9 protein-coding genes are annotated in these 11,898 nt (G+C 63.0%); 3 read left to right on the forward strand and 6 right to left on the reverse strand.

Annotated elements, in window-relative coordinates:
- The 5 genes from AYR66_RS08170 to AYR66_RS08190 all read right to left on the reverse strand — a co-directional run.
- On the reverse strand, window positions 1–369 hold a 369-nt coding region (locus AYR66_RS08170; RefSeq protein WP_170942282.1), incomplete at its 3' end, for a NapC/NirT family cytochrome c.
- Between the two features lie 9 nt (window positions 370–378).
- Window positions 379–849, reverse strand: coding sequence for a nitrate reductase cytochrome c-type subunit (locus tag AYR66_RS08175; RefSeq protein WP_088707091.1), 471 nt, complete (start codon window positions 847–849; stop codon window positions 379–381).
- A 9-nt stretch (window positions 850–858) separates the two neighbouring features.
- The gene (napA, locus tag AYR66_RS08180; RefSeq protein ID WP_088707092.1) at window positions 859–3,354 is read right to left on the reverse strand and encodes a nitrate reductase catalytic subunit NapA; all 2,496 of its coding nucleotides are present in this window, start codon (window positions 3,352–3,354) and stop codon (window positions 859–861) included.
- Window positions 3,351–3,623 carry a chaperone NapD gene (locus AYR66_RS08185; RefSeq protein WP_088707093.1) on the reverse strand — a complete coding sequence of 91 codons (273 nt, stop codon included), beginning with the start codon at window positions 3,621–3,623 and terminating at the stop codon, window positions 3,351–3,353. The genes napA and AYR66_RS08185 overlap by 4 nt, the downstream gene beginning before the upstream one ends.
- Window positions 3,624–3,659: 36 nt before the next feature.
- Window positions 3,660–3,821: a periplasmic nitrate reductase, NapE protein gene (locus AYR66_RS08190; RefSeq protein ID WP_088707094.1), complete on the reverse strand. Its 162-nt coding sequence runs from the start codon at window positions 3,819–3,821 to the stop codon at window positions 3,660–3,662.
- Between the two features lie 440 nt (window positions 3,822–4,261).
- Between AYR66_RS08190 and AYR66_RS29455 the strand changes: the two genes are divergently transcribed.
- The 3 genes from AYR66_RS29455 (at window position 4,262) to AYR66_RS08205 (ending at window position 7,789) form a co-directional block, all read left to right on the forward strand.
- Window positions 4,262–4,546, forward strand: coding sequence for a hypothetical protein (locus AYR66_RS29455; protein ID WP_088707095.1), 285 nt, complete (start codon window positions 4,262–4,264; stop codon window positions 4,544–4,546).
- A gap of 24 nt (window positions 4,547–4,570) precedes the next feature.
- On the forward strand, window positions 4,571–5,002 hold the full coding sequence (locus tag AYR66_RS29460; protein WP_088707096.1) for a hypothetical protein: 432 nt from the start codon (window positions 4,571–4,573) through the stop codon (window positions 5,000–5,002).
- Window positions 5,003–5,077: 75 nt separating this feature from the next.
- Window positions 5,078–7,789 (forward strand): hybrid sensor histidine kinase/response regulator, encoded by a 2,712-nt coding sequence (locus tag AYR66_RS08205; protein ID WP_141104043.1) that lies wholly within the window; start codon window positions 5,078–5,080, stop codon window positions 7,787–7,789.
- A 29-nt stretch (window positions 7,790–7,818) separates the two neighbouring features.
- Here AYR66_RS08205 and AYR66_RS08210 read toward each other — a convergent pair whose 3' ends face one another.
- Window positions 7,819–11,799 (reverse strand): bifunctional diguanylate cyclase/phosphodiesterase, encoded by a 3,981-nt coding sequence (locus AYR66_RS08210; protein ID WP_088707098.1) that lies wholly within the window; start codon window positions 11,797–11,799, stop codon window positions 7,819–7,821.
- Between the last annotated feature and the right edge of the window lie 99 nt (window positions 11,800–11,898).

The raw sequence follows: 11,898 nt of genomic DNA on the forward strand, positions 1-11,898 counted from the left end.
GCGGTGGGCCTGGAATTTCTCGCGGGTGTCGATGGTGCCGAAGATCTTGCCGAAGACTTCCTTCGAGGCCGCCATCTTGCGAGCCATCTTGTTGGTCCAGTTGTGCGGCACGTGGCAGTCCGAGCAGATCGCGCGAACACCGCTGCGGTTGGAGTAATGGATGGTGTTCTGCAGCTCGGCGAAGACGTTGTCGCGCATCTCGTGGCAGCCGGTGCAGAACTTCTCGGTGTTGGTCGCTTCCATGATGGTATTGAAGCCGCCCCAGAACAGGACGCCCATCACGAAAGCACCAATGGTCAGGAAGCCGAAGCTGAGGTGGACGCTGGGACGGCGCAGGATGTCCCAATAGCGCTTGAGCAAGCGTTTCATGTGACTCCCTTATTTCTTCGGTTGCGGCGGCGCTGCCGAGGGATCGGGCGCCTGGTTCAGCATCGTGTCGACATCCTTGAACTGGTTGTTCACCAGCGGATTGAGGCCGGCCTGCGGCACGTGGCACTGCAGGCAGAAGTAGCGGCGCGGCGATAGTTCGGCGAGGAAGTTGCCGTCGCGGTCCATGAAGTGCGTGACGCTGATCATCGGCGCCTGGCTTTCCTGCGTGCGCGTACGCGCATGGCACATCATGCAGCGGTTGGCATTCTTGTCGAGCTGGTAGCCTTCGATCTTGTGCGGGATGATCGGCGGCTGCATCGCATAGTTGCGCGAGCGGCGCACGTCGCTGTTGTCGGGATTGACGATGGGCGGCGGCTGCGTGGTCTGGTCGAGCGGGACATTGCCGCGCATGCGGTCGTAAAAATCGGCGGCCGAGGCAAGACAGGGGAGAAGCAGCAGGACTGCGATTATTTTTCTCATTGCATTCTCCTATACCTTGCGCAGCTTGACCGCGCACTTCTTGAAGTCCGTCTGGAAGGAAATCGGGTCGGTCGCGTCCAGCGTCACCTTGTTGATCAGCTGGCTGGCGTCGAAGAAGGGCACGAACACCAGGCCGCGTGGCGGACGGTTGCGCCCTCGCGTTTCCACCCGCGAGCGGATCGTTCCTCGGCGTGAAGTGATTTCGATCAGGTCGCCCCGCCGCGCACCCAGTTCCTTCGCATCGTCCGGGTGGATGAAGCAGACTGCATTGGGGACCGCGCGGTACAGCTCCGGCACGCGGCGTGTCATGGTCCCGGTATGCCAGTGTTCCAGCACGCGTCCGGTCGACAGCCAGAACGGAAATTCCTTGTCCGGCTCCTCCGCCGCCTTTTCATAGGGCAGCGCAAAAATCACCGCTTTTCCGTCGGGCATGCCGTAGAAACTGAAGCCTTCACCCTGTTTGACATAGGGATCGGTGCCCTCGCGGTAGCGCCACCGCGTTTCCTTGCCGTTCACGACCGGCCAGCGCAGGCCGCGTTCCTTGTGGTAAGTATCAAAGGGCGCCAGGTCATGGCCATGCCCGCGACCGAACTGCGCGTATTCCTCGAACAGGCCCTTCTGCATGTAGAAACCGAATGCCTTGGCTTCGTCGTTGGCGTAGCCCGGCTCCATTTGCGCAGCAGGGAACTTGTCGACCACGCCGTTCCTGAAGATCAGGTCGTACATGGTCTTGCCGCGCCATTGCGGTGCCTGGTCGAGCAATTCCTTCGGCCACACTTCTTCCATCTTGAAACGCCTGGAGAACTCGGCAAGTTGCCAAAGATCGGAACGCGCCTCGCCGGGTGCATTCACCAGCTGGTGCCAGAACTGGGTGCGGCGCTCGGCGTTGCCGTACGCGCCTTCCTTCTCGACCCACATCGCCGTGGGAAGGATGAGGTCGGCGGCCACCGTGGATGCGGTCGGATAGACGTCGGACACGACGACGAAGGTATTCGGATTGCGGAAGCCGGGCAGGATCTCGCCCATGATGTTCGGACCGGCCTGCATGTTGTTGGAGACCATGGTCCAGTAGGCGCCAAGCTTGCTATCCTTGAGCATGCGGCTCTGCAGTACCGCGTGATAGCCCGGCTTGTCGGGAATTGTCCCCGGTGGCAGTTGCCAGATCTTTTCCGCCACTTCGCGGTGCTTGGGATTGACCACCAGCATGTCCGCCGGCAGGCGATGCGAGAAGGTGCCAACCTCGCGCGCGGTGCCGCAGGCCGAAGGCTGGCCAGTCAGCGAGAACGGGCTGTTGCCCGGCGTGGAAATCTTTCCGGTCAGGAGGTGCAGGTTGTACAGCAGGTTGCTGCACCAGGTGCCGCGGGTATGCTGGTTGAACCCCATCGTGAAGAAGGACATCACCTTCACCTTCGGATCGGCATACAGTTCGGCCAGACGCTGCAGGCGGTCCTTCGGCACGCCCGACAGGCGCGACACCGAGTCTATGTCATAGGTGCTGACGAACTTCGCATACTCGTCGAAATTGATCGGCTTGCCACCGCCGGCTTCAGCCACGTTCTTCGCGGCTTTCTGCAGGGGATGGTCGGGGCGCAGGCCGTAGCCGATGTCCGTGTTGCCCAGTACGAAGCGGGTGTGCTTGTTGACGAAATCGCGGTTGACGCGGTTGGTCCGGATGATGTGGTTGGCGATGTAATTCAGGATCGCCAGGTCGGTCTGCGGCCGGAAGATCATCGACAGGTCCGACAGGTCGAAGCTGCGGTGCTCGTAGGTCGACAACACGGCGACCTGCACATGCGGCGCCGACAGCTTGCGGTCGGAAACACGTGTCCACAGGATGGGATGCATCTCGGCCATGTTCGAGCCCCACAGCACGAAGGCATCGGCCGCTTCGATATCGTCGTAGCAGCCCATCGGTTCATCCATGCCGAAGGTGCGCATGAAACCGGCGACGGCCGAGGCCATGCAATGGCGCGCGTTCGGGTCGATATTGTTGGAGCGGAAGCCGGCCTTGAACATCTTGGCCGCCGCATAACCCTCCCAGATTGTCCATTGCCCTGAGCCGAACATGCCGATGCCGGACGGTCCCTTCTCGCGCAGCGCTTTCTTGAACTGCTGCGCCATGACGTCGAAAGCGGTGTCCCACGACACCGCGGTGAACTCGCCGTTCTTGTCGTACTTGCCGCCGCTCATGCGCAGCAGCGGACGCGTCAGCCGATCCTCGCCGTACATGATCTTGGACAGGAAGTAGCCTTTCACGCAGTTGATGCCGCGGTTGACCTCGGCATTGATGTCGCCGTGGGTCGCCACCACGCGACCGTCCTTCACGCCGACATTCACGCCGCATCCCACGCCACAGAAGCGGCACGGCGCCTTGTTCCAGGTCAGCTGTGTCTTTGCTGCGTCGGTAACGACGTTCGAGCCGAACGTTTCCAGCGGTATGCCCACCGTCGTGGCGGCCGTCATCGCGGCTGTCTGCTTGATGAAGTCGCGTCGCGTAAGTTTCATGTTTCGATCTCCTGTTCGAGCGCCTCGAACGGTTCGGCATGCTGATAGACGAGGGCGACATCCGCCACGCCCGGCAACGCCCGTATCGCATCCATGTAGTCGAGCGTACGACTGGCGCTGTCGGTTTCCAGCGTCACGACCAGTTTCCCGTCGGGGGAGATGGCGTGGACGGTTGCGGATGGAATGGCGCGTACGCTTGATGCAATGCGATCGGCGGCGTCAGGGCGGGCAAATACGACGATGCCGGCGATATGAACTTCGTTATCCATGGCGTTCGGTATCCTGAATTGGATTGGGGACAGGCGCTAACCCGAAGGCAAGGTGCCGGTGATGAGCTGGTACATCCAGATGAAGAATCCATAACCGCCGACGACCGCGACTGCGAGGATGGGGGCCGTGACGATCGTGAGGAAAAGGAAGGCACGCAGTTCCTGCGTCCTGGTAGCTGGCTGGTGTCTTTCGTCCATCGTCCATTTGTCTCCAGAAGGGCGGCAGGCAGGCGGCACGGGTGGACGAAGCACGACCATGCGACTCCGCGCACCGGATATTTCAATAAGGCCGGCTCATGGTTATTTGGCAATATAGATGGCGATGCATTGAAGATGGTTCCCTCAGGTTGTATCGAAGTGGTGCGGAACCTGGGGCGGCGCGCGCGCAAGGAGAAACCTGCCGCCGAAGCGTGCGGCGGCAGTGCGTCATCGCATTGCGGGAGCGCAGCGTTCGCAGGGGGCTTGCACTCCCGAAGTGGCGACCGTCTTAGCGGTTGGTCGAACCGGACGGCGTCGTGGTCGTCGTGGAGCCGGACGGGGACGTGGTGGTGCTGGAGCCCGAGCCAGTGGAGCTGCTGGAGGGCGAAGACCCGGTGCCGTAACTGCCACTGCCCGACGTTCCCGAGGTACCGGAACCGGTGGTCGATGTATCCGAACTGCCGGTGCCGGACGTACCGGATGTGCCGGAGCCCCAGGTAGAGCCGCCTGAACCCGACGTGCTCGGACTGGAGGTGCTGCTGCCGGTCGTTCCCGTGGATGTGCTTCCGGATCCTGAAGTACCCGAGCTGGAAGTATCGCTGCCCGACGTTCCCGACGTTCCCGACGACATGCCGCTGCCCGATGTCGGTCCGCCCGAACCGGAAGTGCCGGAGGACGACGTATCGCTGCCGGAGCTGCCCGAGGTCGCACTGCCGGAACCATAGCTCGGCGACGACGGTGTACTCAGCGTGCCGCTGCCCGAGCTGGTGTCGGACGACGACGCGCCGCTGGTCGGCGAACTGCTTCCGCTGCCGGAGGAGCTGCTTCCGCTTGTGCCAGAGGCACCGGAAGAGCCGGACGCGCTGCTCGGCGTGTCAACCGTGGTAGTCGTGGTCGTGACCGCACCGGACGATCCGCTGCTGCTCGACGGGCTCGCGCCGGATGTTGCCGCGCCGGACTTGGTGGGATCGGAGGTCGTGGTCGTCGTCGTTGTCTGTGCGTATGTCAGCGATGCAGTACCGATCAGCGACAGGAAGATTGCAATAGGTAATTTTTTCATGCTCGCTCCTTTGTTGGTTGGGTATGTGATTAGACTGGCATTTGTTGACAGGTTCGCAGTTTTTCACAGGCGGAAGCCCGGTGCCGTCACCTGCAGGCGCGGAGAGGCCGGGGTAACATAGACAAACATTCAATCCGCGCGGGAGACGCATGAAAACCGTAGGGCAATACGGCAACAGGGCAGCTTGCACGGCCATGTGTACGACAGGGCCGACCGCATGGACATGACCGTGCCCGACCCGGAAACGCTTGATCCGGTTGGCGGCGGCCAAACGGAAGGCGATCCCTTCCAGACCGTTTGGGAGACGGACCACCGGGGCATGAACCATTACCAAAGCCCGTCGTGGTATCGCTACGTGGGCGAGGGGTTCGGCAGTTCCTTCGGTGAGGACTGGCTCCGTTTCTATCATCCGGCGGACCGCGAGCACCTCCTGGCCGAATGGCGGAAAAGCCTGTCTTCCGAAGGCGCTCATCCATATGACATCGAAGTGCGGATCCGGCGCCATGATGGCGTGTACCGCTGGTTCCGTGTCCAGGGAACGCCGCATCGCAGCCGCGACGGCAGCGTCGTGAAATGGGCGGGAACCTGTACCGATATCCATGCGGAAAAACTTGCGCGCCTTGCCGCGTCGCCCGAATGTGGCGCATCGGAAACGGGCCGGCAGCCACGCCGCAAGGAGGGACTGTTGGTACGCCTCCGGCAATGTCTCCGTATCGGACCGCTCGAGCTGCGCCTGTTCGTCATCGTTCTTGCCGGCATCCTGCCCCTGGCGGTGCTGGCTTTCGCCACGCTGTTCCACAATGCCGAGGTGCAGCGGCAAGAACTGATCGAGGCCAACAAGGGCACGATGCGGGCCATCATCACAGCCGTCGATTCCGAACTGGCGACATCGATCGCAGCCCTCGACGCACTGGCGGCAAGTCCCCGGCTGCAGGCCGACGATTTCGAAGGCTTCCACCGGGAGGCCAGGGAAATGCTGGCGCGGCGCAGCGGCTGGCGTAATGTCGTGCTGGCGGATCCTTCCGCGCGCCAGCTGGTCAATGCCCACCTCCCTTACGGGGTCTCGCTTCCCGGCCGGGTGGACGCTGCGGGACTGGAAGACGCCGTACGGTCGGGGAAACCCGGTGTGGGCAATATCATCCTGTCGCCGGTGCTGAAAGAATACGCATTATCGGTTCGGGTTCCCATCGTGCGCGACGGCGCCGTCCGCTTCGTGCTGACTGCCGTCATCCATCCCGAAACCATTCGCACCATCCTGAGCCGCCAGCGCGTGCCGATCGAAGGCGTGGTCGCTATTTTCGACAAGAGCTACAACATCGTCGCCCGCACGATCGGCCAGGAGGACTGGGTGGGCAAGAAGCCTTCGCCGGGATTGCTCGCCTTGCTTGAAAAGGGAGGGCAGGGCGGCGTCGCGGAAACGAGAACCCTTGAAGGCCGGCCCGTCTATTCCGTGTTCGCACGCTCGCCGGACTCGGGCTGGTCTGCAGCAGTAGGGATTTCTGTCGAGGCGATCGAAGCGCCGATCAGGCGCTCCTATGCGGCGCTCGGTGGTGCCATCCTTCTCTCGTTGCTGCTCGGATTTCTGGCCGCCTACCTGCTCAGCCGAACCGTGACGCGTCCGCTGAAGGACCTCGCGCAGGCAGCCGTGGCCGTTGGACAGGGAGAACTCCCGCCGGTGCCCCGGTCTGACTTGCCGGAGGTGCGGGAAGTTGCGACCGCGCTGTCGGCCGCTTATATCGAACGTGAAAAGCTGCTGCAGGGCGAACGCGATGCACGCCTTCTCGAGCAGGAAGCGCGGGTGCAGGCCGAGAAGGCGAACAAGGCCAAGGATGAGTTTCTCGCCATGCTGGGACACGAGCTGCGCAATCCGCTCGCGGCCATCACGACCGCGTCCGAGATCCTCGACCTCATGGATCAGGCACCGTCGCGCAACAAGGACACGGCCGGCGAGGCACGCGCCATCATTCGCCGGCAGGTCCGGCACCTGTCGCGCCTGACAGACGACCTGCTCGATGCCGGCCGCGTCATCCTTGGCAAGATCAAGCTCGAGCGGAAGGTGCTGGATTTTTCCGCCATCGTGCGTGCTGCCATCGAGACACTGCAAAACACGGGCCGAACGGGCGGCATCGACATGACGTCGCAATTGCAGCAGGTGTGGGTTGAAGGCGATACGACCCGCCTCGACCAGGTGGTGGCGAACCTGCTTGCCAACGCGGTCAAGTACACACCCGAACCTGGCTCGGTATGCGTAACGCTGGAGGCGCAGGATGGCGAGGCGATCCTGCGGGTGCGCGATTCAGGGCTCGGCCTTGAAGCGGACCTTTTGCCGCGTGTGTTTGACCTGTTCGTGCAGGGGAAGCGTTCGCTGGACCGCTCGCAGGGCGGCCTCGGTATCGGCCTGACCCTCGTGCGCCGGCTGGTCGAATTGCATGGCGGACAGGTCGAGGCGCGCAGCGACGGGCCTGACCGGGGAAGCGAATTCATTGTCAGGCTGCCGGCAGTGGCCGCGCCCGGACTCGAGCCCGAGGCGATGACGGATGTTGCGGCGCGTGTGTCCCGAACCATTGTCATCGTCGAGGACAATCGCGACGTGCGGGTCGGCTTGCGCGCGGCGCTCGAACTAGACGGGCACCGTGTCGTGGAGGCCGCCGACGGACCGGCGGGAATCGACACCGTGCTGCAGGCGAAGGCGGACATTGCGCTGATCGATATCGGTCTTCCGCAGCTGGACGGGTACGGCGTGGCGCGCGCGCTGCGCGGGCGCGCCACGCACGACATCCGCCTGATTGCCATGACCGGCTACGGCAGCAAGGAAAACATCAACCGGGGAAAGCTTGCCGGTTTCGATGCCTACCTCGTCAAGCCTGTGGACATGCGTGTACTCCATGATCTGATTACGGGAAACTGACTTCAGGAGGCGCCGTGCGGCAACAGCGGTTACTGGAGCTGGCGCCGCGCCGAGTCCCTTGCCGACGATGTACTGTGGGTCTGCACGAGCAAGCGCTCGAACTCGGCCGCCGGTACCGCCTGCGAGAACAGGTAGCCCTGTCCGTAGTCGCACCCCGCTGCGGTCAGCAGTTCCTGCTGTTCTTTTGTCTCGATGCCTTCGGCGATGACTTTCAATCCGAGCTTGTGGGCCATGACGATGATCGATTCGGCGATGGTCTGGTTCGTCGGGTCGGTGGTGATCTCCTTGACGAAAGACTGGTCGATCTTCAGGTAGTCGATGTCGAATTTCTTCAGGTAGCTCATCGATGAATAGCCGGTGCCGAAGTCGTCGATGGCGACCTGGATGCCGGCGTCACGGTAACGCAGCAAGGTGTCGGACACTGTTTCCGCCGCATGCAGCAGCATGCTCTCGGTGATCTCGACCGAGATGGCTGCGCCGGGGAGCTGCATGCGCTCCAGGTATTCCAGCCAGCTTTCACCGAAGTGCGACATGAACTGCAGGGGCGACTTGTTGACGGCGATCTGGAAGGGCGTGTCCAGCCCTGCGCTCCAGCGCCGCGAGCATTGTGCCGCCTCCCGGAAGACCCAGTTGCCGATATCCGTGATCATCCCGGACTCTTCGGCGAGCGGAATGAATCGAGAAGGCTCGACCGTACCCATGCTCGGGTGCTGCCAGCGCAACAGGGCTTCCGCCTTGACGATCTTGCCACTGCCGAGGTCGACCACGGGCTGGTAATGGACCTCCAGCTGCCCGCGTGGCAGGGCCGTGCGCAGTTCGTTGGACAGGCGCAGCCGCTGGTGCGCCAATTCATCCATGGAACGCGTGAAGTAGCTGAACTGGTTTTTCCCGGCGTGCTTGGCGGCATACATTGCCTGGTCTGCCTTGCGGATCAGTTCTTCCGCGCTGTGGCCGTCGTCGGGAAAGACGGCCACGCCGATGCTGCCGGAGACATAGGCGGATTCCTTGTTGAGCTTGAACGGGCTGGCAAGCGTGTCGAGCAAATTCTGCGCGAGGTGCTCCACATGATCGAGGTTGCCGAGCGTGGTCAGGATGACCGTGAATTCATCACCGCCCAGTCGTGCCACCGTATCGGACTCGCGCACGCACCTGGAGATGCGTTGCGCTGCTTCTTTCAGGAGGCTGTCGCCCGCATCGTGGCCGAGCAGGTCATTGACCTGCTTGAAGCGATCGAGATCGATGAACATCAGCGCGATCCGTGTGCCGTCGCGCGCGGCATTGACGACTTCGCGCTGCAGGCGGTCGCGGAACAGGCGGCGGTTGGGCAGCCCGGTGAGTGCATCGAAGTTGGCATGGCGCCAGATGCGCTCGTCGGCTTCCTTGCGTTCGGAAATGTCGGTAATCATGCCCGTCATGCGCACCGGATCGCCGCGCGCGTCGCGCGCGACAACGATGCCGCGCGACAGCAGCCATTTGTAGCTGCCGTCATGGCAGCGCATGCGGTATTCGCAGGAGAAAGTGCTGACCGATTCGGCCAGCGTGGCCGCGGTTTCCTGCTGGAGCCTGTCCTTGTCGTCGGGGTGCACCAGATCCATCCATTGCTCGACGTTGACGGGTATCGCGGATTCCGGGTAGCCGAGGATCGTGGTCATGCGCGGAGAGACCACCACACGGCCATCCTTGAGGTACCAGTCCCACACGCCGTCGCCGGTGCCGGCAACCGCCATGCTCAGCCGTTCGCTGCTCACGCGCAGCTCCTGTTCGGCGCGACCGCGCTCGACCGCGTCGCGCGCGCGGGCCGCGGTCTCTTCGATCAGGTGGACGGCGGCTTCGGCCCAGGTGTGAGGATCGCTGCACAGGACGATGATCAGGCTGCGCAGACGCCCGTGGCGCATCATCGGGACCGCAACACCGGCCCGCGCGTCGATTTCCTTGAACAGCGTAGCCGGGACGCCGGCGCGTTGCGCATCGTTGAGGATGTCGTTGATGACGACGGTGCGCCCCGCGCGCAAGGTGCGCACCACCTGGTCGCCGAATCGATGCAGGCGCCAGTATCCGTAGAACTGCCTTTGCCCCTTGCGGTAGTCGGCGCGAATGACGAGATGGTCTTCATCGTCCTCGAATTCCGCGAAATAGACATAGTCTGCTTCCAGGCGCTGCCCGAGCAGCCTGCATACCGCGCGCGGAATTTCGTCGGGATCGGCAACGTCGCGCAGGCAGGCATCCAGGCGCAGCATGAACAGCTGGCGCTCCTCGTTTTGCTTGCGTTCCGTGATGTCTTCGATGACGGCGACGTTGTATTTCACCGCCCCCGATCCTTCGTCGAGGATCGCGGTGGAATTGATGCGTGCCCAAATGATGCTTCCATCCTTGCGCTGGTATCGTTTCTCGACCGTGAAGCTGGGGACGGCGCGGTCAATCGACTTGCGAAACTCTTCAACGCCGATGGCGCGGTCGTCGGGATGCGCAAGTTCGATGAACGTCATCGCGCGCAGATCGTCACTTGAATACCCGACCATTTCGCAGAGCTTGCGGTTGACCATCATGAAGCGGCCATCGGGATTGACATGGGCAATTCCGATACCCGCCTGCTCGAAAGTGACGTTGAATACTTCCGCGTTCTCGCGCAGGGCCTGCTCGGCAAGCTTGCTCTTGCTGGTGTCGCTGACCACACCGAGGATGCGCATGCATTGCCCGTCAGGATCGCAGAAGCCTTCACCGATGCAGGTCACGTAGCGCAGGTCGCCGCCGGCCGGGCGGATGCGGAAGTCGATCTGCATGCGCGGCTCCCGGCCGTTCAGTGTGGCGAGGATGTGGCGCACATGCGCGACGTCCTCGGGCAGCATGCGCGCGAAATAGTCGTCCGGGTGCCGGCCTTCGCTGCTGTTCAGCCCGAATATCTCGCGCGTACGGGCGGAATGGATCACCACGTCGGTGCGCAAGTCCCAATCGAAGGTGCCGAGCTGGGCAATATCGAGCGCGGTGCGAAAGCGCGCCTCGCTCTCACGCAGGCGCGTCTGGGCACGCGCGCGTTCCACCGCATCCCACGCCAGCGCCGTGACCTCCTCCGCGCAGGCGACTTCGCTGGCGGTCCATTGCCGCGTTGTCGCGGAGTGGACGTAGAAGCCGCCGCGCCAGCGACCATGGCGGACGATGGGAACGCCGATGCACGCGCGCACGCCAAGGGAGGAAAAGACGGAATCGAGAGTCAGTGGATCGCTCTCGACGTCGCTGACGGCCATCGTCCTTCCTTCACGCGCCCCGAGGCTCATGCCATGGCCGAGGGCGTGGTCCGGCAGGTCGGCTTCGATGGCCGGAAGACTGCCGTCGCTCCAGGTCATGGTATGGTGCATCAGGCCGCGGTCCGTGATTTCCGTGAATCCTGCGCGCTGGACATTGAGGTGGTTGCCGACCATCCGTGCAGCGGCGCGCATGATCTCGTCCGGATCGCGCAGCGTCCGCAACAATTGCGTGATGGCGAGCAGGGCGGTATGCCGTTCGCTCGTTTCCTGCATGGCTGCGCGGGAACGGACCGTCTTCGTGACCTCGAAAATGACAGCCAGGACACCTTCGATCCTGCCGGAGTCGCCCCACAGCGGACTGTGGCTGTGCGTGACGTAGGCATCATCAGTCGTATCACCGCGGTTGATGGCGTAGAGGCTTTCTTCCGCGAAAAACGATTCTCCCCGCATGACGCTGTCAAAAATGGGTCCCAGCCTTTCCCAGGCTTCGCCCCACCATTCTTTTGCAGGCCGACCCAGGCTGTGGGGATGCTTGTTGCCGAATATCGGAATGCAGGCATCGTTGTAGATGGCCACGAGATCCGGTCCCCAGTGGACCGCCATCGGAATCCGGCCGTGCAGTACGGCCTGCACACAGGTCTTGAGCGGCGAGGACCAGCCGTGCGGCGGGCCTAGCGGATTCGACGCCCAATCGACGGCGCGCAGCAGTCGTCCGCACTCGCCGCCGCCGTCCAGGAAAGATAAGTGTCGGGTTGCCTTGTCGAGCATGGAACGCCTTGCATCTTGATGTTCTGTTCCCGCCGGCGCCAGACTGGCTGGCTTCCTCGGCCGGATTGCAGCGCAGATACAGGTTTAGACGCGGCGGGG

The sequence above is a fragment of the Noviherbaspirillum denitrificans genome (assembly GCF_002211445.1).
GTDB lineage: Bacteria > Pseudomonadota > Gammaproteobacteria > Burkholderiales > Burkholderiaceae_D > Noviherbaspirillum > Noviherbaspirillum denitrificans.